Raw genomic sequence first — 23,264 nt, forward strand, 5'->3', positions numbered from 1 at the left:
CTGGACGACACATGCCCAGGAGGGGATGTAGATGACCGTAGCTGCCGAACCGAGCGGGACCCAGACTAACGTCCTGCGGTCCCGGCGCGGGCGAGGGGGTGGCCTGCGCGCAAGGCTGGCCGGCCTCGCGGTGGCGGGCGGTGTACTGCTCGGTGTCCTGGCGTTCCCGCAGGCGGCGGTCGCGCAGGACGTCGCCGGGTGGTTCAACGGATCGTTCAATCCGAACCCGGTGAGCGTCGGCGGTCAGGCCACGGTCATCTCGTTCACGGTGATGAACAACAACCCCGTCGAGCCCAAGGACATCTCGATCAAGGCGAAGGTCGAAGGCCTCAACGACTACGTCAGCGCGATCGACAACGACGGCGGCGCCGGCCTGTGCACCCGCGACGACGCCGACAAGGTCACCTGTCCGCAGGTCGAGCCCGGCGGGCAGCGCACCGTCTCGTTCACGGTGGCGACGGTGTCCGAGTCCGACCTCCCGGAGGGCGATCAGGCCTCGGGGAACTTCAAGGTCGATTTCAACTCGCAGAGCCAGTCGAGCGGCCTCAACGTGGTCGGCACGGCCACCACCTCGACGATCTCCGAGATCAGCGGCGCGGTCACCTCGAACGCCGATCCGGTCAAGGAAGCGAAGGTCGTCCTCACCGACGGCGAGGGCAACGAGCGCGACACGACCACCGGCGACGACGGCGCGTACTCGTTCACCGGCGACAACTCCAACCCGATCGCGCCCGGCGAGATGACGATCGTCGTCACCGCGGAGGGCTTCGAGGAGAAGACCGAGGAGTTCGAGGCCGGCGAGGGCAGCGGTTCCATCACGCGGAACATCACGATCACGAAGGTCCAGGAAGAGGAGCCGTCGAGCGCGGCGCCCACCAGCGCCCCGCCCACCAGCGCGGAAGCGGCCGAGACCGAGAAGAAGGACAGTGGCGGCATGTCCGGCACCTTGATCTTCCTCATCGTCATCGGTGCGCTGCTCGTGGTCGGCGGCATCGTCGGCATCGTGTTCCTGCTGCGCGGCGGCAAGGACAAGGACGATGACGACGACGAGAGCTTCGCCCCCGACGTCCCGCCGGACCACCAGCCGACCGCGGCCCAGGTCGGGACGCCCGGCGTGTACCAGGCCGCTCCCGGCCCGGGAGCCGAAGCGCCGACGATGATCCATCCCGGCGGCCTCGTCGACGGCGCCGGGAATCCTGCCGCGCCGACCCAGTTCGGGCCCGCTTACGGCGGCGCGTCGGACTCGACGCAGGTCATGCCGCAGGGCGGCTTCGGCGCGGGCCCCACTGGTCCGAGCCTGGGTCCGGACGGGACCACGATCCTGCCGGTCGTCAAGCAGCCGGGCGGCCCCGGCGCTTCCGACGCCACGCAGATCATGCCGCAGGCGAACCTCGGCGCGAAGCCGCAGGCGGCTCCGTCGAGTCCTTACGGCGACTTGGGTTCGACGCGTCCGCACGCGGCCCCGTCCGCGCCGCCGAGCCCTTACTCCGACCCGAGCGCCACTCGGCCGCACCCGGGGCCGTCTCCGGCCGCATCGGTGAGCCCGTACGGCGACCTCGGTTCGACGCGACCGCACCCGTCGCCCACGCCGCCGCCGGCGGGGCCGACCGGTTCGATGTTCGATCCGCAGAACCCGGGGATCGCGCCGAGCGCCCCGCAGAGCTACGGTGCGCCGAGCGCCCCGCGTGAGCAGAATTACGGTGCGCCGAGTGCTCCCCTCGAGCAGAGTTACGGTCCGCAGGGATCGCCGAGCGCGCCGCAGTACGGCCCGGGCTCGCAGAGCCACGGCGCCCAGGGCGGCCAGCAGAGCTTCGGTGCGCACGGTTCGCACAGCGCGCCCCCGAGCGCGCCGCGAAGCGCACCGCCGAGCAGCGATCCGTATCAAAGCCAGTCGATGCGTCGCGACCCGTACGCGCCGCAGGAGCAGCCCGCGCCGCCCGCAGGTGCCAGCGGCTCAGGCGAGTACGGGGCGACCCGGGCGATGCCGCAGTACGGCGACCAGTCCCAGCCCCCGGCCGCGCCGTACGGTGGCGAGCCGAACCGCGAGGGCGAGGGCGACGACCCGGACTCCAAGCGCACGGACCGCCGCAACTGGGGCGAGTGGGACGACCGCCCCCGCTCCTGGTAGCCGATACGCAAGCAGCAGTATGTGAAACGCCGTGACGGGTGATCCCGTCACGGCGTTTCCTTTCGAGGGGTCTGGCGGAGGGGACGCCGAAGACGCTCAGCGAATCGAACGCCCCCAACGACAAGGGTGGCATCGGGGTACGACATTTTCGCGATGGCGACCCCACCCGGCACCGCTCTCACTCGCGGGTGAATCCGGCCCGCCTCTGCCGTTATGCGGTGAGTTTCCCCTCGACTGCGCTGTTGGCGAGCTTGCGAGCTGCGCTCTTGTGAGGGGCGCGGCACACACCCGCCGTCGCTGGACGGTGGCGACTTCCCGCTGGTCCGATAGACTGAGGGTGGCGATTCCGCCGAATATCCACCAACCGAGGAGTTGCAGTGGCCCGAGGTGACGGTCGACTCACCACGGAACTCGATCCCGACAATCCCGGCCCCCGTGACGCCTGCGGCGTCGTCGGCATCTGGGCCCCCGGGGAAGAGGTCTCGAAACTCACCTACTTCGGGCTGTACGCGCTGCAGCACCGCGGCCAGGAAGCCGCGGGCATCGCCGTCTCCGACGGCGCGCGCACCGTCGTCTACAAGGACCTCGGCCTCGTCGCCCAGGTCTTCGACGAGTCCACGCTCGCCCCGCTCCAGGGGCACCTGGCCATCGGCCACGCCCGCTACTCCACCACCGGCGCCCCCACCTGGGAGAACTCCCAGCCGACGATCCGGTCCACCTCCACGGGCACCGCGATCGCCTTGGCCCACAACGGGAACCTGGTGAACACCGCCGACCTCGTGAAAGAGGTCGACCGCCTGGGCATCGACATGGGCACCACCACGTCGGACACGCACCTCATCACCGCGCTCCTCGCGGCCCACCCCGACGAGTCGGTGTCCTCCGCCGCCGAGCGCGTCCTCCCCAAGCTGCGCGGCGCGTTCTGCCTCGTCTTCATGGACGAGAACACGCTCTACGCCGCCCGCGACCCGCAGGGCGTGCACCCGCTCGTCCTCGGCCGCCTCGCCTCCGGCTGGGCCGTCGCCAGCGAGACCGCCGCGCTCGACACGATCGGCGCCCACTTCGTGCGCGAGGTCGAGCCCGGCGAGCTGCTCACCATCGACGAGCACGGCCTGCGCTCCACCCGCTTCGCGAACCCCGAGCCCAAGGGCTGCCTCTTCGAGTACGTCTACCTCGCCCGCCCCGACACGAAGCTGGCCGGACGCAACGTCTACGCCACCCGCGTCGAGGTCGGCCGCACCCTCGCCCGCGAGTACCCGGTCGAGGCCGACCTCGTGATCGGCGTCCCCGAATCGGGCATCCCGGCCGCGATCGGCTACGCCGAAGAGTCCGGCATCCCGTACGGCCAGGGCTTCACCAAGAACCAGTACGTGGGCCGCACCTTCATCCAGCCCTCGCAGTCCTTGCGGCAGTTGGGCATCCGTCTCAAGCTCAACCCGCTCGTCGACCAGATCAAGGGCAAGCGCCTGGTCATCGTCGACGACTCGATCGTGCGCGGCAACACTCAGCGCGCGCTCGTGCGGATGCTGCGCGAGGCCGGCGCGGTCGAGGTCCACATCCGGATCTCCTCGCCGCCGGTGAAGTGGCCGTGCTTCTACGGCATCGACTTCGCCACCCGCGCCGAGCTCATCGCCGGATCGCTCGACACCGACGGCATCCGCGCCCAGATCGGGGCCGACTCGCTCGGCTACGTCTCGATCGAGGGCCTGGTCCGCGCCACCGAGCAGCCCGCGTCCCGCCTCTGCATGGCCTGCTTCGACGGCCAGTACCCCATCGAACTCCCCGCTTCCGACCTCATCGGCAAGCACCTCATGGAAGCGCCGGAGGCAGCGACGCCGGGCGCCCAGCGATCGACCGAAGCGAGCACGCAAGTGCGGGAAGGGACCACAGCGTGAGCAGCGGCACCACCACTCCGAGGACCATCTCCTACCAGTCCGCGGGCGTCGACATCGACGCCGGCGACCGGGCCGTCGAGGCGCTCAAGCCCTCGATCAAGAAGACCGTCCGGCCCGAGGTCGTGGGCGGCATCGGCGGTTTCGCCGGGCTGTTCGCGCTCGACACCGAGAAGTACAAGAAGCCGCTGCTGGCCTCCTCCACCGACGGCGTGGGCACCAAGCTCGTCATCGCGCAGAAGCTCGACATCCACGACACGGTCGGCATCGACCTCGTCGCGATGGTCGTCGACGACCTCGTCGTCTGCGGCGCCGAGCCGCTGTTCCTCCTCGACTACATCGCCACCGGCCAGGTCGTGCCGGAGAAGATCGCCGACATCGGCGCGGGCATCGCGGACGGCTGCCGCTACGCGGGCTGCGCGCTCATCGGCGGCGAGATCGCCGAGCACCCCGGCGTCATGAAGCCCGACGACTACGACATCTCCGCCACCGGCGTCGGCGTCGTCGAGGCCGACCAGCTGCTCGGCCCCGAGCGGGTCAAGCCCGGCGACGTCGCGATCGCCATGCGCGCCTCCGGCGTCCACTCCAACGGCTTCTCGCTCGTGCGCGAGGCCCTGTTCAACGTCGGCAAGGTCGACCTCAGCACCGTCGTCCCCGAGTTCGGCAACCAGCGGACCCTCGGCGAAGAGCTGATGACCCCGACCCACATCTACGCCAAGGACTGCCTCGAGCTCGCCAAGGAGTGCGACGTGCACGCCTTCGCGCACATCACCGGCGGCGGGCTCGCCGGGAACCTCGTACGGTCCGTGCCCGAAGGCCTCCAGATCGAGGTCGACCGCGGCACCTGGACGCCCAACCCCGTCTTCGACTTCGTGCAGCGCACCGGCGGCATCGGCGCCGAGGAGATGGAGCGGACCTTCAACATGGGCGTCGGCATGGTCGCCATCGTCGCCCCCGACCAGGTGGACCGCTCGCTGGCCGTGCTCACCGCGCGCCACGTCGAGGCCTGGACCATCGGCGAGGTGACCGAGGGCGACGGCCGCGTCAAGCTCTCGGGTGACTATCTGACGGCTGGCTAGGGATCTCAGGGTCCCCGTCGGGACCCTGACCCGCGGCCTCGGCTTCGGCCGCCTCCCGGTGCTGCTTCGCCTTCGTGCTGAGCCACAGCCAGATCAGGCCGAGCGTCGGCAGCACGGCGGCCGCGATGAGCGCCGGGACCAGGTGCAGCGTCGGCGTGAGCATGACGCCCAGGATGAGCAGCACCGAGATCAGGATCGTGCGCCTCGTGGCCGGGTCGAACACCGACAGCGGCCCGAGCGGGATCGTGTGCCACGGCACCCGCTTGGCGCTGCGGATGATGATGAGGCCCAACAGGAACCCGGCGGGCTCGTCCGAGAGCCAGTGCTGACCGAGGTACACCTGCGACGTGAAGACGATCACCGGCGGGGCGATCAGCAGCGCCCAGCGCGCCCACGCGGGGATGACGTGGCCGATCAGCATCACGATGAGGCCGAACAGCAGGATCGAGTTCACCGCGTGCCCTGAGGGGAACGCGGTCGCGTCGACGATGTTGCCGCCGCCCTCGGCGTGGTACGTGAAGAGCATCGGCCCGTCGGGCGAGACCCCGAGGAGTTTGAACGGGTGCTGCGAGAGCGGCCGGCCCAGCAGGTGCTTCAGACCGAGGATGCTGGCCAGGGTGATGAACGAGATCACGTACATCAGCAGCGGCCGGATCGACCGCGACCGCAGCGCGCACCAGATCGCGATGAGCAGCGTGACCGTCGCGACCGTGCGCGCCTGGCCGAACTCGGCCCCGCCCTTGGCGAGTGCCGTCAGCCATTCGAGGTCGTTCGCGTCCACGGCCCACAGGCGCACCTCCACGTCGAGGCGCACGAGCCACGACGGGTAGCTCACGAGGAACGCGAGCGCGAGGAACCCCAGGAACATGAAGAGGTCGGGCCACCAGCTCTTGGGCCGCTTCCCGTACGGCTCCCAGTCGAACCAGCCCACCGGGATGTAGCGGCGCAGCGGCGTGATGATCTGTCCGACGAACGCGTCGTCACGGACGGTCACACCTCGGTCCGTGATCCCCGCACTCCTGCGCGCGGTCGCAGGCCGGTTCGATTCAGAAGGCATAGATGGATGTTCGCCTGCGAAAGTGAATTTTGATGCCGCCACACCCGAACTGGACCGAATTTGTTATCAGGTCGGTATATATGGTGTGGTTTGGGACGCAGCAGGATTGAGCTGCGCCGATACTCCGCGATACCGGTCACGTTCCAACGAGACGCCACTGTGACCGGCACCGCGGTCCGATTCAGGCGACGGCCGAGCGCGTGTCGGCGTCCTCAAGCACCGGGTAGTCGGTGTAGCCTGCCGCGCCGCCGCCATAGAGCGGCAGGTCGCCGCGGAGCCGGTTGACCGGTGCGCCGGTCCGCAGGCGCTCCACCAGATCCGGGTTGGCGATGAACGGCCGGCCGAGCGCGACCAGGTCCGCGCCCGCGTCCAAGATTCCGTTGGCGGCGCCCAGACCGCCGTCGGCGGGGATCGGATCCGATTCGGCCGCTTCGGGATCCGAGGGGTTCGCGATCAGGACGCCGTGCCAGAGCCGCCGCAGCCGTGCGAACAGCGGCGTCGGGGCGGCGTAGGCGAGGTGGAGGTAGGCGAGCCCGAGCGGGGCGAGCGCCTCCAGCAACGCGGGGAAGAGGACGTCGGCGTCGTCCATCGCGATCCCGTTGTGGGGGTTGCCGGGGGAGAGGCGCAGGCCGGTGCGCTCGGGTCCGATCGCGGCGGCCACGGCCTCGACGACCTCGACCACGAACCTGATGCGGTTCGCGACCGTGCCGCCGTAGGCGTCGGTGCGATGGTTGGTGCTGGTGGCGAGGAACTGGTTGAGCAGGTAGCCGTTGGCCGCGTGGACCTCGACGCCGTCCGCTCCGGCGCGGATCGCGTTGCGGGCCGCCGCGGTGAAGTCGCCGATCGTGGCGCGGATCTCGGCCGTGGACATTTCGCGTGGGACGGGCGGCTCGCCGTGGCCGCTCGGGGTGTGGATGTAGCCGGGCAGCGCGATCGGCGAGGGCGCCAAGGGGATCAGGCCGCTGGTCTCGGGGTGGCCGATGCGGCCGCCGTGCTCGATCTGGAGGAAGACGCGGCCGCCCGCGTCGTGGACCGCGTCGGTCACGAGCCGCCAGCCCTCCACTTGGGCGTCGGTGAAGATGCCCGGGATGTCCGGGTAGGTGTAGCCGACCTGGTTGGGGGAGCTGGCTTCGGCGACGATGAGGCCCGCTGAGGCGCGCTGCGCGTAGTACTCGGCCATGAGCGGCGTCGGCACCCCGCCTGCGGCGGCGCGGTTGCGGCTCATCGGGGGCATGACCAGTCGGTTCGGCAGCTCCATTGCGCCGAGGCGGGCGGGTGCGAAGAGGCTCGGGGCCGTGGCTTGGTTCGTCATGGGGGTACCGTAGAACTTGACATCCATGTCAGGTTCAAGGATTTGTGAGGCAGGCCATGCGAATCGGGGAACTCGCCCGTCGGACCGGCGTCAGCGAGCGCTCGCTGCGCTACTACGAGCAGCAGGGCCTGCTGGAATCCGGCCGTACCCCGGGCGGCCACCGCGAGTACGCGGAGCGGGCGGTGGACCGGGTGGTGCGCATCCAGATCATGTACGCGGCCGGGCTCTCCTCCCGCACGATCGCGGACATGCTGCCCTGCATGCACGACGACGGCGGCCCCAACGAGGCCACCACTGAAACCCTGGCCGCGGAGCTGCGGATCGAGCGCGAACGCATCGACGGCCAGATCGCGGACCTGTTGCGCACCAGGGAGATCCTGGACGAGGTCATCGAGGCGGCCCAGCTTCCCTCGCAAGGGGCCTCCGCTTAGGTCAACGGGCCCTTCAGGACCGAGAGCGCGGCCTCGCGGTCGCCGGTCCACAGGAACACGGGGTCGTCCGGGGAGCGCCGCCCGCGCAGCAGGAGCAGCAGATCCCCTGCGGTGCCCGCGATGTCGGCCACCGGGTCGCCGGGGCCGAAGACCCACCATTCGGTGGTGTCCGTGGCCTCCAAGCGGATGCACACGTCCGGCGGCCAGGCCTTGCCGCGTCCGATCTGCCTGGGCGCCAGCACGTCGAAGACCTCCGTGATGCCCTCGCAGGCCAGCTCGGCGTCGAGCGGACCCGATTCCCCCACGGCCCGTTCGGCATCCCAGCGGTGCAGCATCATCGACACGGCGCGCGACCGCTGCCAGTAGCCCGCGTTGGGTGGCGTGTAGTAGCCCCAGGCGGGCGCGTTCGGGTCGACGTCGAGCGCCATGGCCAGCACCTCGCCGGTGCCGTCGACCCAGCGCGTCAGCTCGTACCGGTCCTCGGGGACCTTCGGCGGGGTCCCGTCGGGCGGCTCGGTGCCGCCGTCCCAGTCGGTGACGGCCGCGGCGGCGAACAGGTTCGCGGTGCCGACGTGCGCGGCGAGTTCGGCGAGGGTCCAGCCCTCGTCGCCGTGCTCGATCGGGGCGGCGAGGTCGCCGTTCGCGAGACAGGCGCCGAACGCGTCAAGCTCGCGCCGGAAATGGCGAAGAAACGACGCAGCATCCATGCTCCCCAGCCTATCCAGGACTGTGACCCGGCGCTCCTTCCAGGTCCCGTCGCACATTGCACTTGTGCGAAAACTCGTGACTGAAATACAATCCTGGTCATGAGTTCGGAAGTTTCCGGGAGGCGGACATGGCCCTGAGCCAGCGCGCGGACCTGCGGCAGCGGGCCGACACGATCCTCGATGCCGTTGCGGCCCTGGTCATGAGCGACGGCGCGCGGCGCCTCCGCATCGAGGAGGTCGCGGGGCGGGCCGGGGTCGGCAAGGGCACGGTCTACCTGCATTGGTCGAGCCGCGAACATTTGCTGATCGCGGCCGGTGCGCGCGAAGCGGCGACGATGTACGACGAGGTCGTGGCCGCGATCAGGGCCGACCCGGGCGAAGCGGCGCTCTCCCGGTACCTCCGGCGCCACTTCAACGCGACAGCGCGGCGCCCGATCCTGAACCGCATCTTCGTGACCGACACCGCCGAACTCGCATACGTCGCGAACCATCCCGCGCGCGCGGCTCTCGCGGCGTCCAAGCGCGCCGCCGTCCGCGAATACCTCAAAGCCCTGCAGGCGGGGCGGCTCCTACGGCCCGGTCTCGACCTGGACGAGATCGACTACGCGGCCGAGGCGATCGCCTACGGCTTCTTCGCCGCCGAGCCGCTCCTGCCCGCTCGCCTGAGCCTCGAACAGCGGGCCGACCAGCTCGCCGAGGTCCTGCACCGCTCCTTCGAACCGGTCAGGGCACCATCGGCCGAACGCTACGAGGCCGCCGCGTCGCAGGTCATCGACGCCTTCCAGCGCCTGGCCGACGACTTCCGCCGCACCGCCTACGGCACCGCGGCCGACTGACCCATCCGCTTCAAGCGACAGGACCTCGGCATGACCAGCAGCGAGATCACCGGCCTCCATCATGTGGGCCTCATCGTCCACGATCTGAACGCCGCCCTCGACACCTTCCGCGCCTTCGGCTTTCATCTCGGCCCGCCTTCCTATCCGGCCCTGCCGCCCGCGCCCGGCGCGGTCCCGGAACCGATCGGGGCGGGCAACACCCACGCCGACTTCCCCAGGAGCTTCATCGAGCTGCTGGCGTTCGCGCCCGATGACTCCGACCGGTTGCCGGAGGGCGCGAGGCTGGCCCCGCTGCAGATCCCGGATGCGCACCTGGACGCGACCCGGAACGCCCTGCAGCAGTCCGTTTCCGGGCTCGCGGCCCGCCTCGACCGGTTCGAAGGCGCACACATCCTGGTCTTCACGACGACCAAAGCCGAGGCGACCGCAGTCCGCTGGGATCGAAACGGTATCCGCCACACCGGTGCCCGGGCCGCGCAGCGGCCGATCGTCACGGCCGAGGGCACGCAGATGGAGCCGATCAAGTTCCTGGAGATCAGCGACGACGACCCGACCGCCCCGCCGGGCCTCCTCCCTGAAGGCCGGGTCGGCGCGGCCGAGGACGCGCCCGGAGCGGTCCTCGACGCTCAGATCGGCCTTGCGCATCCGAACGGCGCCAAGGCATTGGCGGAGTGCGTCCTGTGCTTCCCCGCCGATGGCCTCGACGAGGCCGCCGAACGCTACGAGCGCTACCTGGGCATCGCTCCCCGAAGCGGCACCCGCACGTTCGACCTCGGCAGCAGCCGTCTCACCCTCGCCACCGCGAACGACCTGGCCGCCTGGCTGCCCGGTGAAGTCCCACCAGCCGAGCCGGCCTTGAGCGCCTACGTGATCGAAACAGGCGACCTCGACGCCGCCGAACAATGGCTGAGCGACAACAAGATCGGGTTCGGGCGAACTGCCGACGGCGAGCCGTTCATTCCCGCCGCGGCCGCCCACGGTGCGGCCGTCGTCTTCCGCCAGGCAATGGCCTGAGGCGACCGTCGGCGAAAGGGTCGTACCACTGCGGGAGGATTGCCGCCATGACCGAAACACCCGCCGACCCGATCATGGAAGCCATCGGCCGGGCCGTCATGGCAGGCCAGACCGGCGACAAGGCCGCCGCCCGCGCGACGCTGCTCGACCTCTGGGCCGAGATCGGCGTGGTCGGCGACCCGTTGCACCGCTGCACGCTCGCGCACTCCATGGCCGACCTCTTCGAGGACGCCGCCCAGGCCCTGGCCTGGGACATCCGCGCCCTGGACGCCGCCGATGCGGCCACTGACGAACGCGTGCAAGCGCATCACGCCGGCCTCCAGATCGCGGGCTTCTACCCGTCGCTGCACCTCAACCTCGCCGACGACTACCGCCGACTCGGTTCCTTCGCGGCCGCCGAGGCCCACCTCGACGAGGCCGACAAGAGCGCCTCGCACCTCCCCGAAGGGCCGTACGGCGACCTGATCCTCAGCGGGATAAAAGGAGTCGCCGCCGCCATCGCCGCAAGGGACACCGCCCCAAGGCCTTCCGCCCCAGGCGGCCGCGGATTACCGTTGGTGGGTATCCACCTCTCCCGGAGACCGAAATGATCCTGAAGCGACACCCCGCACGCAGGCGGGCAGGGACCTGATCGACCCGGCCCTACGCGCCGAGGGCGCTTCGAACCCGGCTCGGAGGGACGGCAGTTCCCCGAGGACGTCGTCGAGGTGGGTCGGCATCGAGGAGGGGTGTCCGCGCCAACTTCGACGCCGCCCGGGGGAGAGCCACAAGGCGAGAGGAGCGACCATCACCCAAGCATGGCAGCGCCCCGAGGGGACCGGTCCCGTCAAGCGCTACTTGAGGTCGGCGGCCGTGGGGACGACGACGCCGTAGACGTCGGCGATCGTCGCGAGCGCGCTCTGGTGGAGCTGCTCGGCCGAGACCTCGGCGACGGCGGTGGCGAGCGGGCGGCTCGCGCAGGCGTCGGCGACCACGGTGGGCCGATTGCCGCGCAGCATCGCGCCCTCCGAGGTGAAGGTGACGCACATGTGGGTCATGAAGCCGACGACGATCACGTCCTGGTGCCCGGCGGCGTCGACCAGCTCGCCGAGTTCGGTGCCTACGAAGGAGTTCGGGGCGGTCTTGACGACGACGGCTTCGCCTTCGAGCGGGGCGACCTTCGGGTGGACCGCGCCGATCTCGGCCCGGATGTCGTAGAGGCTGCCCTCGCCGCCGTCGTGCTGCACGTGGATCACGGTGGTCCCGGCCGCGCGGGCGGCACTGAGGAGCGCGGCGGCGTTGTCGAGCGCGGCCTCCCAGCCCGTGAGCTCCATGGCGCCTCGCGTGTAGGAGTTCTGGTAGTCGACCAGGATCAGGGTCGCGTCGGCGAGCGCGGCGGGGGTCTGGTCGGCACCGGTGAGCTGCCGGATCGTGTTGGAGGGCATGGTGTTTCCTTCTTTCCCGTGTTCCTTGCGGGGTTGACGGGAACAACGCTACGGCGATTCGCCGATGTCGGCAATGACAGGTAAGGTGCAGAAACCGACATCAAGGTGGAGGAGTCATGAGCCCTGTCAAGCGCCTCGTGGTGGTCGTCCTCTTCGATCGCGTCGACCTGCTCGACGTCACCGGACCACCGGAGGTGTTCGCGCTGCTGCGCCGCGAACTCGGCAGCGCTCCTGACGACGCTGACACCGGCTACGAGGTCCTGCTGGCCTCCGCGACGATGGACCCGGTCACGACCTCGGCCGGCGTCCGGGTGCTGCCGGACGCGACGTTCGAGGAAGTGGCGCGGCGCTCGATCGACACGCTCATCGTGCCCGGCTCGGTTGAGTTCGACGACGCGAAGCGGACGCGCGCCCTCACCGATCCCGTTGTGGTGGAATGGGTCCGGCGACTCGCGGGACGCACCCGCCGCGTCGCCTCCGTCTGCGTCGGCGCCCACGTCCTGGCCGCAGCGGGGCTGCTCGAGGGACGGCGCGCCACGACCCACTGGTCGACGGCCGCCCAGCTCGCCGCCGAGCACCCGGAGGTCGAGGTCGACGCCGACCCGATCTTCATCCGCGACGGCGACGTCTGGACCGGTGCCGGCCTCACCGCCTGCCTGGACCTCTCCTTGGCGCTGGTCGCCGACGACTTCGGCGAAGAGCTCGCGCTGAAGGTCGCCCAGCAGCTGGTCATGTTCCTCAAGCGGCCCAGCGGCCAGAGCCAGTTCAGTGTCTCGCTCGGTCCGGTGTCGACGACCCGCCGCGTGGACGTGTTGCGCCACTTCATCACCCGGCATCTGGCCGAGCCGCTGACCGTGACCGATCTGGCCGCCGAGGCCCACGTCAGCGAGCGCCAGCTCACCCGGGTCTTCAAGTCCGAGTTGGGGATGACGCCGCGCGCGTACATCGAGTCGGCTCGCGTCGAGGCCGCGCGCAACCGCCTGGAGACCACCGACGACACCCTCGACCGGGTCGCCACCACTTGCGGTTTCGGCACCACCGACACCCTGGTCAGGGCGTTCCGCCGCATCCTGAACACGACCCCGACCGACTACCGCAGCCGCTTCCGCGTCAAGGTCTGAACCGCGCACGCGAAAGCCGGGTCGCGGCGGCGGCGCCTGCCTCCGTGACCCGGCTCGTAACCTCAAGTACCGCTTAGCAGGATGCGACGACCTTGATGCTTTCCATCCAGTCGTTGTACGCGCCGCCACCGGCACCTTCGTCGTTCAGATTCCGGACGTCGTCGCCCGCGCCGATGCAGATCGAGGCGCCCGTGGCGTTGTCGCCGTTGTAGATCCGAAGTTTGCGGCTCGACTCGTTCGAGAACGAGGAGATCTCGTTGTCGCCGTCCCAGCCGTCGATCTCGTACACGGTCCCGACGCCGCCGACGCGCCAGTTGACCCACTTGTCGCCGCTGTAGCCGCTGTTCTCCCAACCGCAGAAGTAGCCCGAGGCGCACCCGCCGGCCAGGATCTCGGCGTCGATCCCGGTGGTCTGGGCCTGCGCGGAACCGGCGGTGAGGGTCAGGCCCGCGACCACGGCGACTCCGGCCATCGCCGCGCCGGCCGCCAGACGGCGCTTCATCGTTTCGATCTTCTCGCTGCGCATGTTCGTACCTTTCAGACTACGGCGCTCGTCGCGCCGGATCGATTCCTCGTATCGCTTGTGCTGCAGCCGATCAGCAGCTGCTGACGGCCTTCGCGCTCTCGGCGCGGTCGTTCCACGCGTACGTCTGGAGGTTGTTGATCCTGACGCCGTCGCCGACGCAGAGCGTGCTGCCGGCCTGGCCGTCCTGGTCGTAGAACTTGATACCGTGGCCGGAGTTGTTGATGACCGAGGTGATCTCGTTGTCGCCGTCCCAGCCGTCGATCTCGTAGGTGTCGCCGACGCCGCTGGGGTTCCAGGTCATCCACTTGTCGCCGCCGTAGCCGTCGTCCTCCCAGCCGCAGACGTAGCCGGAGGCGCAGGTGCCGGCCATGACGCCGACGTCGGTGGTCTCGGCCTGGGCCGAACCGGCGGTCAGGGCGAGGCCCGCGACCACGGCGACGCCGGCCATCGCCGCTCCGGAAACCAGACGGCGCTTCATCGTGTTGATCTTCTCGCTGCCCATGGCGGCACCTTTCAGCTCGCGGCGCTCGTTGCGCCCAGTTGATGCATGTCTGTCACGAAATCAGCTGGTTTGTTGTGATCCGTGTGCTGAATAGACGCGCCGCCGTGGGGTGAAAGATGTCTTTCGTGAACCTAGTCTCTATTTGGGAAACAAGGCAACGGGTGTGTGGGAACGATCCCTTCACACCCGTTGCGCTGCAATTAAACTAGAATGCTCCTTTTTGGATTACTTGCGGACCAGCCTCATCCCGGACACGCCGCCGTCGACGGCGAGGCTGGTGCCGGTGAGGGACTTGTTGGCGGGGTCGGCGAGGTAGACGATGGCCGCCGCGACCTCCTCGGCGCTCACGAGGCGGCCGGTCGGTTGGCGGGCCTCGAGTCGCGCGCGCTCGGCGGCGGGGTCCTCGGCCTGTTCGAGAAGGCGCTGCACCCAGGGCGTGTCGGCGGTGCCGGGGCTGACGCAGTTGACGCGGATGCCTTCGGCCACATGGTCGGCGGCCATCGCCAGGGTGAGCGAGTGGACCGCGCCCTTCGACGCCGAATAGAGGGCGCGCTTCACGAGCCCGGTCAGGGCGGCGATCGAGGTGGTGTTGACGATCGCCGGGGCCTTGGACTCGCGCAGGTGCGGCAGGCAGGCGCGGGAGAGGCGGACCATGCCGAGGAGGTTCACGTCGAGGACGCGGAACCATTGCTTGTCGGAGTTCTCCTCGACGGTGCCGACCGCGCCGATTCCGGCGTTGTTCACCACGATGTCGATGCCGCCGAAGTGCTCCGCGACGGCGGCGACGGCCAGGCGCACCTGGTTGTCGTCGGCCACATCGCACTTGTGGGACCAGTGCTGCTCGCTCGCGTTGAGATCGAGCACCGCGACGTTCGCACCGCGAGCGGCGAAGGCGTCGGCCGCCGCCGCGCCGATGCCGGAGGACCCGCCGGAGATCACGACAGTGAGGCCTTCGAAATCGTGGGAGCCGTTCATCAGTTGCTTCTCCATTCAGGACCGTGCGGATAGGAGAACCGGATGAGGCTGTCGCGCTTCATCTCGGCGGAGAAACCGGGTTCGGTCGGGGCCTGGTAGCGCCCGCCCTTGATCACCGTGGGGGCCGTGAAGTGCTCGTGCAGGTGGTCGACGTACTCGATGACGCGGTCTTCCATGGAGGCGCTCACCGAGACGTAGTCGAACATGGAGAGGTGGCAGACCAGCTCGCACAGCCCCACGCCGCCCGCGTGCGGGCACACCGGCACACCGAACTTTTTGGCCAGCAGCAGGATCGCGAGGTTCTCGTTCACCCCGGCGACGCGCGCGGCGTCCATCTGCAGGAAGTCGATCGAACCGGCCTGCAGGAGCTGCTTGAACATGACCCGGTTGTGCACGTGCTCGCCGGTCGCGACCTTGATGGGGGCCAGGCGCGCCCGGATCGCGGCGTGGCCGAGCACGTCGTCCGGGCTCGTCGGCTCCTCGATCCACCACGGGTCGAACTCGGCGAGGGCCTTCGTCCATTCCACGGCCTGGTCGACGTCCCAGCGCTGGTTCGCGTCGATGGCGATGCGGATGCCCGGGCCGACGGCCGTGCGGGCGGCGGCGAAGCGGCGGCGGTCGTCGTCGAGGTCGGCGCCCACCTTGAGTTTGATCTGCGTGTAGCCCTCGGCGACGGCCTCGCGGGCGAGGCGCACGACCTTCTCGTCGTCGTAGCCGAGCCACCCGGGGGAGGTGGTGTACGCGGGGTAGCCGTCGCGTTCGACCTCGGCGACCCGCTGGGCCTTGCCGGGCTCCGCTTCGCGCAGGATCGCAAGGGCCTCTTCGGGAGTGAGGGCGTCGGTGAGGTACCGCCAGTCGATGCACGCCACGATCTGCTCGGGGGTGAGGGTCGAGAGGTATTTCCACAGCGGCAGTCCGGCGCGGCGGGCGGCGAGGTCCCAGGCGGCGTTCACGAGGGCGGCGGCCGCGAGGTGCATGACGCCCTTCTCGGGGCCGAGCCAGCGGATCTGCGAGTCGTGGGTGAGGCGCTGGTACAGATCGGCGAGGGCTGCCGGACCGTCCACATCGGTGCCGATCACGTACTCGCTGAGCGTTTCGATGGCGGCGCAGCAGATGTCGTTGCCGCGGCCGATCGTGAAGGTGAACCCGTGGCCCTCCTGGCCGTCGTCGGCGTGGAGCACGACGTAGGCGGCGGAGTAGTCGGGGTCGGGGTTCATCGCGTCGGAGCCGTCGAGGCCGCGCGAGGTGGGGAAGCGGATGTCGAGGACGTCGACCGCGGTGATGGTCACGCCTGCACCGTCGGGTTCGCGGTGTGCCCCAGGTCTTCGATGCCGGTCTCGACCACGTCTCCGGCCTTGAGATAGGGGAAGCGCCCCGACAGCGCGACGCCTTCGGGGGTGCCGGTGAGCAGCAGGTCGCCGGGGTCGAAGGCCATGAACTGCGACATGTGGAAGATGATGTGGGCGACCGAGAAGATCATGTCGCCCGTGTTCGAGGCCTGGCGGGGCTCGCCGTTGACGTCGGACCACATGCGCAGGTTCTGGACGTCGGCGATCTCGTCGGGGGTGACCAGGAACGGTCCGAGCGGCGTGAAGGTGGGGCAGGCCTTGCCCTTGGCGAATTGGCCGCCGGAGCGCTCGATCTGGAACTCGCGTTCGGACAGGTCGTTGGCGACGACGAAGCCTGCGACGCATTCCATCGCGTCCTCTTCGGACTCGAGGTAGGAGGCTTGCTTGGAGAAGACGACGCCGAGTTCGACCTCCCAGTCGGTCTTGACCGATCCGCGCGGGATCTGCACCTCGTCCTCGCAGCCGACGATCGTATTGGGGTGCTTGTAGAACACGACCGGTTCGGCGGGCGGCTCGACCCCGGATTCGGCGCAGTGGGCGGCGTAGTTCATGCCGATGCACACGATCGCACTGGGCTTTGGTATCGGCGGGGCGATGCGTTTGCCGATCATGTCGAGCACGGGGAACGCGGTCACGTCGCCGATGCCCTCACGGGGAATGGCTGCGGGGTCGATGTCATCGAAGCGGCTTCGCAGGTCGTAGAACTTGCCTTCGTGGAAGGCCGCTGGGGATTCATTTCCGGGCTCGCCGATGCGCACGTACTTCATTGCTCTCCTAGCTGGTAGGTCCGGGCGGCGGTGCCGCCGAAAACGTCGGGATCGGTGCGGCCGAGGACCTCGATGAAGGCGTCCTTGACGCGGGTGTACGTGGCGGCCAGTTCGCAGACGGGCCAGTCGGAGCCGAACATGAGGCGTTCGGGCCCGAACAGTTCGAGGGCGGTCTCAATGAAGGGGCGCAGGTCGGCGGCGGTCCAGTGCTGCCAGTCGGCCTCGGTGACGAGGCCGGAGAGCTTCGCGGTGACGTTGGGCTGCTTGGCGAGCGGGGTGACGGCCTCGGTCCATGCCTTGAGGCCGGCGTCGCCGTCGCGCACCTGGGGCTTGCCGAGGTGGTCGAGCACGAACCCCAGTTCGGGCACGGCGGCGGCGGCCTTGGCGGCGGCCGGGAGCTGATCGACGCGCACGATCAGATCGAAGGTCGGCACGTTGGAGGCGATGGTCTTGAGGGCGGTGACGGCCTCGGGCCTGGCGAGGAAATCGGCTTCGGGACGGCCCTGGACCTGGTCGCGCAGCCCGACGAGGAATCGCGCGCGCGGATGGTTCGCATAGCGCGCCAAGGTGTTCGCCAGCTCCGGGTCGAGCAGGTCGATGAAGCCGACGACCCCGGCGATCTCGTCTACGGCCCCGGCGAGATGCAGGAACTCGACGGTCTCGGAGGGGTGGCCCCAGCCGGCCTCGACCAGCACCGTGCGGTCGACGCCGGCGGCCTTCAGGTTCGCGCGCAGGTCGGTGACCCCGTAGTCGCGGCGGATCGGCTCGAACTCCGGTTTGCTCGCGAGCCAGGGGTAGTCGGCGGTCCAAACGTGGTGGTGCGCGTCGATCACAAGAGCGCTGCTCATGACGGTACGGGTGCCTCCTCGGCCAGCAGTCCGGCTCGCTTGAGGTCGTGCCACAGGGCGCCGGGGATGGGGTGGGCGTACATGGCGAGGGCGTCGTCGACCTCTTCGGGGTTGCGCGCGCCGACGACGATCGACGCGACGGCGGGATGGGCGGCGGGGAACTGGAGCGCGGCCGCCCGCAAAGGCGTGTCGTATCGCTCACAGATCGTCGCGATCGCCTGGGCTCGGGCCAGAAGTCGTCGGTCGGCCTCCGCATAGTTGAAGTGCGCTCCGGGCTTCGGGTCGGCGAGGATCCCGGAGTTGAACACACCGGCGGCGATCACCGAGACGCCGCGCGAGACGCAGAGGGGGTAGAGCCGGTCCAGGGCGGACTGGTCGAGCAGCGTGTACCGCCCGGCGATGAGCGCCACGTCGAAATCGGCGCGCGAGATGAGGTCGGCGGCGGCCTCGGTGGAGTTCATGCCGATGCCGACGGCGCCGATGCGCCCGGCGGCCTTGAGCTCGGTGAGCGCCCGGTGGGTCCCGGCGAGGGCTTCGGCCCGGTGGTCGTCGGGATCGTGGATGAGGCCGATCTCGGCGCGGTCGGTGCCGAGGCGCTCCAGACTGCCGAGATAGGCATCGAACGCACCGCGGTAGGAGAAGTCGAAGACGGAGGCCTTGCCGTTGGGCTCGCCCCAGATGTCCCAGGGGCCTTCGTGGTCGACGAGGACGCGGCCCATCTTGGTGGACAAGGTGAACGCCTCGCGCGGCCGAGAGGCGAGAGCGCTCCCGAGCCGTTCCTCGGAGAGCCCGGCGCCGTAGTGCGGGGCGGTGTCGAAATGCCGAATGCCCCCGGCCCAGGCGGCATCGACCGTGGCGGCGGCGACGGCCGGGTCGACGGGATCGAAGAGCCCGGCGAGCGGAGCGCACCCGAGCCCGACGACGCTCAAGGAGACAGACGTATCGCCGAGCGCACGGGAGGGAAGCGGGTGCCGTTCTTCGACCACGGGGTTCTCCAATACGAACATATGGGGCGATAAAGCAGCTCGATCGACGCTGAACCGCGCCGTCGCGTCATTATCCTATAGGATTATGCGCATGACGGCTACATCGGCGACCCCGGAGAAACGCACGCTCGCGGACGAGGCCTACACCGAGCTGAAGTCCCGCATCATGCGCTCCGAGCTGGTCCCGGGCGCGAAGCTGAGCATCGACGGCCTTGCCAAGCAGCTCGCGTTCTCGCAGACGCCGATCCGGGAAGCCCTGGCGCGCTTGGAATCCGAAGGGCTCCTCGCCCGGCGCCCGCTGAGCGGCTACACCGTCGAGCCGCTGCTCTCCGCCGCCGAGTTCGACGACCTCTTCGAGATCCGCCTGCTCCTGGAACCGAGAGCGGCCCGAAGAGCGGCAGAGCGCGGATGGGTCCTTCCCGGAGCAGTGGACGGCGATCTCACGACGGAAGCCGCTGGCGCGGCCCCGATGTCCGCGGCCGAGCGCCGCGCGGCCGAAGCGGCCCTCGCCCACAGCGGCGCCGTGCCCGACGCGACCGGCCTCGTACTGGCCGACGCCTCAGCTCTGGCTGCGGCCGAAGCGAATGCACTGCTCGCCGCCGCGCGCACACCCGACGCCGGCGCGGACAAGCTCGTCTTCACCGAAGCCGACGCCCGCTTCCACAACTCGGTCGCCGAACTGAGCGGCAGCGCACAGCTCGCGAAGTCGATCCGCCGCCTCGACGCCCACCTGCACCTCCACCGCGCCTACATCGAGCCCGAGTCGATCGGCGAGACCGAGGTCGAGCACCTGGCGGTCGCCGACGCCATCATCGCCCAGCAGCCGCTCGCCGCCGAGGAGGCGATGCGCCGCCACCTCGACCGCTCCCGAATCCGCCACCGAGCCGCCTTCGAAGCGGCCCGCACCACGCCACCGGCCCCGAAGACCAAGCGCACCAGGGCGACCCGATGAAGACCGACGACCGCGACAACCCCGCCTTGCCGACCGGGTCCCCGACCGACCGCTCGAGTACGGAAGCCGAGGTGCGACCGCGATGCCACGCGTAGGCCTGTTCATCACCTGCGTCAACGACGCGCTCTTCCCCGAGACCCCCAAAGCCGTCGTCACGATCCTCGAACGGCTCGGCTACGACGTCGACTTCCCCGCCGCGCAGACCTGCTGCGGCCAGATGCACGCCAACTCCGGCTATAAGAAGGACGCCGCGAAACTGGCCCGCAACTTCGAAGCCGTCTTCGACCCCTACGACGCCATCGTCACCCCCTCCGGCTCCTGCGCCGCCATGGCCCGCGACCAGTGCCCGCACCTCACCGGTTCGACAATCGGCCGGCGTGTCTACGAACTCTCCGAATTCCTTCTCGACGTCGCCGGCGTCGAAGACGTGGGCGCCCGCTTCCCCCACACCGTCACCTACCACCCCACCTGCCACGGCACCCGCGCACTCGGCCTGGGCGACAAGCCGATCCGCCTCCTCCGCGCCGTCGCCGGGATCGAACTCATCGACCTGCCCGCCGCCGAGCAGTGCTGCGGCTTCGGCGGCACCTTCGCCCTCAAGAACAGCGAAGTCTCCTCCGCGATGCTCGCCGACAAATGCCGCCACGCCACCGACACCGGCGCCGAATACCTCGCCGCCGCCGACAACTCCTGCCTCACCCACATCGGCGGCGGCATCTCCCGGCTCGGACGCACACCCGGCGCCGCAAAGGCCCCGCGACCCGTCCACTACGCCGAGATCCTCGCGAGCACCGCATGAGCACCGACCGTGTGAGCGCCGAAGCCCGCCCCGCCGCCGCCATCGTCCCGGCCGCCTCCCTCATCCCCTCCGGCACCACATTCCCCAAGGCCGCCAAGGTCGCCCTCGGCATGCCGCAACTGCGCGCCAACCTCGCACACGCCACCGGCACCATCCGCGCCAAACGCGCAGGCGTCGCCGGGGAACTCGACGACTGGGAGCAGCTGCGCGACACCGCCGCCGCGATCAAAGCCGACGTGCAGCACCGCCTCCCCGAACTCGCCGTCGAGTTCGAACGCAACGCCACCGCCGCCGGAGCCACGGTCCACTGGGCGCGCGATGCACAGGAGGCCAACGAGATCGCCGCGCAGATCGTGCGCGAGGCCGGGGCCGACGAGGTCGTCAAGGTCAAATCGATGGCCACCCAGGAGATCGAACTCAACGAGTCCCTAGAGGCCGTGGGCCTCAAAGCCTTCGAGACCGACCTGGCCGAGCTCATCGTCCAGCTCGCCGAGGACAAGCCCAGCCACATCCTGGTGCCCGCGATCCACTACAACCGCACCGAGATCCGCGACATCTTCAATCAGAAGATGGGTGACGCGCCGACCGACCTGACCGACGAACCGGCCGCGCTCGCCGAGGCCGCCCGGCTCCACCTGCGACGCCGGTTCCTGTCGGCGAAGGTGGCGGTCTCCGGCGCGAACTTCGCGGTGGCCGAGACCGGTTCGCTGGTCGTGGTCGAGTCCGAAGGCAACGGCCGCATGTGCCTCACCATGCCTGAGACGCTGATCAGCATCGTGGGCATCGAGAAGCTCCTGCCGCGGTTCGGGGACCTCGAGGTCTTCATGCAGCTGCTCCCGCGATCCTCCACAGGGGAGAGAATGAACCCCTACACCTCGGTGTGGACGGGTTCGCGCGAAGGCGACGGGCCGAAGGACGTGCACGTCATCCTCCTCGACAACGGTCGCACCGGCGTCCTCGCCGACGAGGTCGGTCGCCAGGCCCTCTCGTGCATCCGCTGCTCGGCCTGCCTCAACGTGTGCCCGGTGTACGAGCGCACGGGCGGGCACGCGTACGGACACGTCTACCCGGGGCCGATCGGCGCGATCCTCGCGCCGCAGCTCGAACCGGGCCGCCACGACGACCTGCCTTACGCCTCAAGCCTGTGCGGTGCCTGCTACGAGGTCTGCCCGGTCAAGATCAACATCCCCGAAGTGCTCGTCCACCTGCGCCAGCAGGGTCCGCACAACGCGGGCGAGAAGGCGGCGATGGGCGCCGCGGAAGCCGTGATGGCGCGGCCGAAGCTGTGGCGGACCGCGTTGCGGGTCGCGAGATTCGGGTCGATGCCGTGGCGCCGCAAGGGCTACCTGCGCAGACTGCCGTGGCCTGGCAGCAAGTGGACGGTGAGCCGGGACCTGCCGGTGCCGCCGAAGGAGGACTTCCGGGACTGGTGGAAGGGGCGGCAGCGGTGAGCGTCAAGCGCGACAACGAAAGTGCTCGTGAGGAGATCCTGGCGCGGATGCGCCGGGCCCTGGAGGGTGCGGGCGAGGCGCCGGAGCCGCCGCGCGAGTACCGGCGTTCGCTGGCTGCGGACGTGGACATCACGGCGATGCTCATCGACCGGCTGGTCGACTACAAGGCGAACGTCCACCACGGCCTCGCCGCGATCGCTGAGGCCATCGGCGATGCGAAGCGCGTCGTCGTGCCCACCGACCTCTCGGAGGACTGGCGGATCGGTGGAGCCGAGTTCGTCCCCGACATCAGTCTGTCCACTGCGGACCTCGACGGCATGGACGCGGTGCTCACCGGTTGCGCCGCGGCGGTGGCCGTCTCGGGCACGATCATGCTCGATGCCGGTGCGGCCCAGGGGAGAAGGGCGGTCACGCTGGTGCCGGACCACCATGTCGTGGTGGTCCGGCGCGACCAGATCGTGGGCCATCTCGCGGAGGCGCTGCCGATGCTCGACCGCACCGCCCCGCAGACCTGGATCTCCGGCCCGTCGGCGACGAGCGACATCGAGCTGCAGCGCGTCGAGGGCGTCCACGGTCCGCGCCGCCTCGATGTGGTGCTGCTCGAAGACTGAACTCGGTCCACCCGTTTCGACATCGCGATCGGACTGCGGAGCGCGCGCGCCGGTGGTGCGCCGGAGCCGAATGCGGGGCCAGGCGATGGCCTTGCCGAAGAGCCGAAGGCGGCAGTAGGACCCTGGTTGCACTGTGAGGTCGAGGCCGGTCTTCGGTTGCGGTTCAAGCAGTCAGCGACAGAACGGCGAGGATCAGATCCGGGGTGTGATGCTGCCGCGAGGGTTGGTTGCCGGTGGCGGTCAGAGCGATCAGCGACGGCGACGGCGACGGCGACGGCGGGATTCGGGTGCGTTGCCGTCGCTGAGGCCGCACTCGGGACCCCGGCCGGGCTAGGATCGTGGCTGTGGCTGTGGCTGTGGCTGTGGCTGTGGCTGTGGCTGTGGCTGTGGCTGTGGCTGTGGCTGTACCTGTAGCTGTAGCTGTGGGTTGGTGCGGCTTGCGGCGACGGCCGGTTGGCACTGGTGCTGCGGGGCAGGGCGATGACCGGTCGGGTGCG

Annotated in this window: 23 protein-coding genes; 12 read left to right on the forward strand and 11 right to left on the reverse strand. The window is 69.8% G+C overall.

All coding sequences use genetic code 11. The features are described from left to right. Positions 1-130: 130 nt before the first annotated feature. The 3 genes from ACFO8M_RS11420 to purM all read left to right on the forward strand — a co-directional run bounded on the left by ACFO8M_RS11420 (position 131) and on the right by purM (position 5,099). The gene (locus ACFO8M_RS11420) at positions 131-2,128 is read left to right on the forward strand and encodes a carboxypeptidase regulatory-like domain-containing protein (RefSeq protein ID WP_387974859.1); all 1,998 of its coding nucleotides are present in this window, start codon (positions 131-133) and stop codon (positions 2,126-2,128) included. A gap of 377 nt (positions 2,129-2,505) precedes the next feature. Beyond that, complete coding sequence (purF, locus tag ACFO8M_RS11425) at positions 2,506-4,023, forward strand: amidophosphoribosyltransferase (RefSeq protein WP_387974861.1); 1,518 nt, start codon at positions 2,506-2,508, stop codon at positions 4,021-4,023. Next, positions 3,978-5,099 carry a phosphoribosylformylglycinamidine cyclo-ligase gene (purM, locus tag ACFO8M_RS11430; RefSeq protein WP_387976350.1) on the forward strand — a complete coding sequence of 374 codons (1,122 nt, stop codon included), beginning with the start codon at positions 3,978-3,980 and terminating at the stop codon, positions 5,097-5,099. Before purF ends, purM begins: the two co-directional genes overlap by 46 nt. Here purM and ACFO8M_RS11435 read toward each other — a convergent pair. Both ACFO8M_RS11435 and ACFO8M_RS11440 read right to left on the reverse strand, forming a co-directional pair. Continuing rightward, on the reverse strand, positions 5,065-6,093 hold the full coding sequence (locus tag ACFO8M_RS11435) for a phosphatase PAP2 family protein (protein WP_387974864.1): 1,029 nt from the start codon (positions 6,091-6,093) through the stop codon (positions 5,065-5,067). The genes purM and ACFO8M_RS11435 overlap by 35 nt on opposite strands. Before the next feature lie 244 nt (positions 6,094-6,337). Next, positions 6,338-7,468, reverse strand: a complete 1,131-nt coding sequence (locus ACFO8M_RS11440) for an alkene reductase (protein ID WP_387974867.1) — start codon at positions 7,466-7,468, stop codon at positions 6,338-6,340. A gap of 56 nt (positions 7,469-7,524) precedes the next feature. On the opposite strand from ACFO8M_RS11440, the gene ACFO8M_RS11445 reads away from it, so the two are divergent. After that, a complete protein-coding gene (locus ACFO8M_RS11445; protein ID WP_387974871.1) occupies positions 7,525-7,899 on the forward strand; it encodes a MerR family transcriptional regulator in 375 nt (124 codons plus the stop codon). On the opposite strand, the gene ACFO8M_RS11450 is transcribed toward ACFO8M_RS11445, so the two are convergent. Next, positions 7,896-8,606: a maleylpyruvate isomerase family mycothiol-dependent enzyme gene (locus ACFO8M_RS11450; RefSeq protein ID WP_387974874.1), complete on the reverse strand. Its 711-nt coding sequence runs from the start codon at positions 8,604-8,606 to the stop codon at positions 7,896-7,898. The two genes, ACFO8M_RS11445 and ACFO8M_RS11450, sit on opposite strands and share 4 nt — an antisense overlap. A 128-nt stretch (positions 8,607-8,734) precedes the next feature. On the opposite strand from ACFO8M_RS11450, the gene ACFO8M_RS11455 reads away from it, so the two are divergent. The 3 genes from ACFO8M_RS11455 to ACFO8M_RS11465 are packed head-to-tail and all read left to right on the forward strand — an operon-like array spanning position 8,735 to position 11,046. Then, the gene (locus ACFO8M_RS11455; protein WP_387974876.1) at positions 8,735-9,442 is read left to right on the forward strand and encodes a TetR/AcrR family transcriptional regulator; all 708 of its coding nucleotides are present in this window, start codon (positions 8,735-8,737) and stop codon (positions 9,440-9,442) included. 30 nt (positions 9,443-9,472) lie between these two features. Beyond that, positions 9,473-10,456: a VOC family protein gene (locus ACFO8M_RS11460; RefSeq protein ID WP_387974879.1), complete on the forward strand. Its 984-nt coding sequence runs from the start codon at positions 9,473-9,475 to the stop codon at positions 10,454-10,456. Between the two features lie 47 nt (positions 10,457-10,503). Next, complete coding sequence (locus ACFO8M_RS11465) at positions 10,504-11,046, forward strand: hypothetical protein (RefSeq protein WP_387974882.1); 543 nt, start codon at positions 10,504-10,506, stop codon at positions 11,044-11,046. A 243-nt stretch (positions 11,047-11,289) separates the two neighbouring features. Here the strand turns inward: ACFO8M_RS11465 and ACFO8M_RS11470 are convergent, their stop codons facing one another. After that, a complete protein-coding gene (locus tag ACFO8M_RS11470; protein ID WP_387974884.1) occupies positions 11,290-11,880 on the reverse strand; it encodes an isochorismatase family protein in 591 nt (196 codons plus the stop codon). Positions 11,881-11,996: 116 nt separating this feature from the next. On the opposite strand from ACFO8M_RS11470, the gene ACFO8M_RS11475 reads away from it, so the two are divergent. After that, the gene (locus tag ACFO8M_RS11475) at positions 11,997-13,001 is read left to right on the forward strand and encodes a GlxA family transcriptional regulator (RefSeq protein ID WP_387974887.1); all 1,005 of its coding nucleotides are present in this window, start codon (positions 11,997-11,999) and stop codon (positions 12,999-13,001) included. Positions 13,002-13,074: 73 nt separating this feature from the next. Here ACFO8M_RS11475 and ACFO8M_RS11480 read toward each other — a convergent pair whose 3' ends face one another. The 7 genes from ACFO8M_RS11480 to ACFO8M_RS11510 all read right to left on the reverse strand — a co-directional run bounded on the left by ACFO8M_RS11480 (position 13,075) and on the right by ACFO8M_RS11510 (position 18,954). Beyond that, positions 13,075-13,527, reverse strand: coding sequence for a peptidase inhibitor family I36 protein (locus tag ACFO8M_RS11480; protein WP_387974890.1), 453 nt, complete (start codon positions 13,525-13,527; stop codon positions 13,075-13,077). Positions 13,528-13,597: 70 nt separating this feature from the next. Further along, a complete protein-coding gene (locus tag ACFO8M_RS11485) occupies positions 13,598-14,029 on the reverse strand; it encodes a peptidase inhibitor family I36 protein (protein WP_387974893.1) in 432 nt (143 codons plus the stop codon). Between the two features lie 225 nt (positions 14,030-14,254). Next, entirely contained in the window at positions 14,255-15,004 is a 750-nt protein-coding gene (locus ACFO8M_RS11490; protein WP_387974895.1) for an SDR family NAD(P)-dependent oxidoreductase, read from the reverse strand. Then, positions 15,004-16,293, reverse strand: a complete 1,290-nt coding sequence (locus ACFO8M_RS11495; protein WP_387974898.1) for an enolase C-terminal domain-like protein — start codon at positions 16,291-16,293, stop codon at positions 15,004-15,006. Before ACFO8M_RS11495 ends, ACFO8M_RS11490 begins: the two co-directional genes overlap by 1 nt. After that, positions 16,290-17,120 (reverse strand): fumarylacetoacetate hydrolase family protein, encoded by an 831-nt coding sequence (locus ACFO8M_RS11500; RefSeq protein ID WP_387974901.1) that lies wholly within the window; start codon positions 17,118-17,120, stop codon positions 16,290-16,292. The genes ACFO8M_RS11495 and ACFO8M_RS11500 overlap by 4 nt, the downstream gene beginning before the upstream one ends. Continuing rightward, a complete protein-coding gene (locus ACFO8M_RS11505; protein WP_387974904.1) occupies positions 17,117-17,968 on the reverse strand; it encodes an amidohydrolase family protein in 852 nt (283 codons plus the stop codon). Before ACFO8M_RS11505 ends, ACFO8M_RS11500 begins: the two co-directional genes overlap by 4 nt. Next, the gene (locus tag ACFO8M_RS11510; protein WP_387974907.1) at positions 17,965-18,954 is read right to left on the reverse strand and encodes an aldo/keto reductase; all 990 of its coding nucleotides are present in this window, start codon (positions 18,952-18,954) and stop codon (positions 17,965-17,967) included. The genes ACFO8M_RS11505 and ACFO8M_RS11510 overlap by 4 nt, the downstream gene beginning before the upstream one ends. Before the next feature lie 91 nt (positions 18,955-19,045). On the opposite strand from ACFO8M_RS11510, the gene ACFO8M_RS11515 reads away from it, so the two are divergent. From ACFO8M_RS11515 to ACFO8M_RS11530, 4 genes are all read left to right on the forward strand, one after another. Further along, positions 19,046-19,906, forward strand: a complete 861-nt coding sequence (locus ACFO8M_RS11515; protein ID WP_387974910.1) for a GntR family transcriptional regulator — start codon at positions 19,046-19,048, stop codon at positions 19,904-19,906. Between the two features lie 82 nt (positions 19,907-19,988). Continuing rightward, positions 19,989-20,705, forward strand: coding sequence for a (Fe-S)-binding protein (locus ACFO8M_RS11520; RefSeq protein WP_387974913.1), 717 nt, complete (start codon positions 19,989-19,991; stop codon positions 20,703-20,705). Positions 20,706-20,815: 110 nt separating this feature from the next. Further along, the gene (locus ACFO8M_RS11525; RefSeq protein WP_387976353.1) at positions 20,816-22,156 is read left to right on the forward strand and encodes a LutB/LldF family L-lactate oxidation iron-sulfur protein; all 1,341 of its coding nucleotides are present in this window, start codon (positions 20,816-20,818) and stop codon (positions 22,154-22,156) included. 47 nt (positions 22,157-22,203) lie between these two features. Next, positions 22,204-22,767 (forward strand): LutC/YkgG family protein, encoded by a 564-nt coding sequence (locus ACFO8M_RS11530; protein WP_387976355.1) that lies wholly within the window; start codon positions 22,204-22,206, stop codon positions 22,765-22,767. The last annotated feature ends 497 nt before the right edge of the window (positions 22,768-23,264 follow it).

Origin of the sequence: Glycomyces rhizosphaerae (assembly GCF_042647865.1) — a bacterium.
GTDB classification, from domain to species: domain Bacteria; phylum Actinomycetota; class Actinomycetes; order Mycobacteriales; family Micromonosporaceae; genus Glycomyces; species Glycomyces rhizosphaerae.

Bases quoted from the DNA above. Each gene is read 5' to 3' on its own strand.
- ACFO8M_RS11440 (WP_387974867.1), bottom strand. From the start codon at position 7,468: ATGACGAACCAAGCCACGGCCCCGAGCCTCTTCGCACCCGCCCGCCTC.
- ACFO8M_RS11445 (WP_387974871.1), top strand. From the start codon at position 7,525: ATGCGAATCGGGGAACTCGCCCGTCGGACCGGCGTCAGCGAGCGCTCG.
- ACFO8M_RS11450 (WP_387974874.1), bottom strand. From the start codon at position 8,606: ATGGATGCTGCGTCGTTTCTTCGCCATTTCCGGCGCGAGCTTGACGCG.
- ACFO8M_RS11455 (WP_387974876.1), top strand. From the start codon at position 8,735: ATGGCCCTGAGCCAGCGCGCGGACCTGCGGCAGCGGGCCGACACGATC.
- ACFO8M_RS11460 (WP_387974879.1), top strand. From the start codon at position 9,473: ATGACCAGCAGCGAGATCACCGGCCTCCATCATGTGGGCCTCATCGTC.
- ACFO8M_RS11465 (WP_387974882.1), top strand. From the start codon at position 10,504: ATGACCGAAACACCCGCCGACCCGATCATGGAAGCCATCGGCCGGGCC.
- ACFO8M_RS11470 (WP_387974884.1), bottom strand. From the start codon at position 11,880: ATGCCCTCCAACACGATCCGGCAGCTCACCGGTGCCGACCAGACCCCC.
- ACFO8M_RS11475 (WP_387974887.1), top strand. From the start codon at position 11,997: ATGAGCCCTGTCAAGCGCCTCGTGGTGGTCGTCCTCTTCGATCGCGTC.
- ACFO8M_RS11480 (WP_387974890.1), bottom strand. From the start codon at position 13,527: ATGCGCAGCGAGAAGATCGAAACGATGAAGCGCCGTCTGGCGGCCGGC.
- ACFO8M_RS11485 (WP_387974893.1), bottom strand. From the start codon at position 14,029: ATGGGCAGCGAGAAGATCAACACGATGAAGCGCCGTCTGGTTTCCGGA.
- ACFO8M_RS11490 (WP_387974895.1), bottom strand. From the start codon at position 15,004: ATGAACGGCTCCCACGATTTCGAAGGCCTCACTGTCGTGATCTCCGGC.
- ACFO8M_RS11500 (WP_387974901.1), bottom strand. From the start codon at position 17,120: ATGAAGTACGTGCGCATCGGCGAGCCCGGAAATGAATCCCCAGCGGCC.
- ACFO8M_RS11505 (WP_387974904.1), bottom strand. From the start codon at position 17,968: ATGAGCAGCGCTCTTGTGATCGACGCGCACCACCACGTTTGGACCGCC.
- ACFO8M_RS11515 (WP_387974910.1), top strand. From the start codon at position 19,046: ATGACGGCTACATCGGCGACCCCGGAGAAACGCACGCTCGCGGACGAG.
- ACFO8M_RS11520 (WP_387974913.1), top strand. From the start codon at position 19,989: ATGCCACGCGTAGGCCTGTTCATCACCTGCGTCAACGACGCGCTCTTC.
- ACFO8M_RS11525 (WP_387976353.1), top strand. From the start codon at position 20,816: ATGCCGCAACTGCGCGCCAACCTCGCACACGCCACCGGCACCATCCGC.
- ACFO8M_RS11530 (WP_387976355.1), top strand. From the start codon at position 22,204: ATGCGCCGGGCCCTGGAGGGTGCGGGCGAGGCGCCGGAGCCGCCGCGC.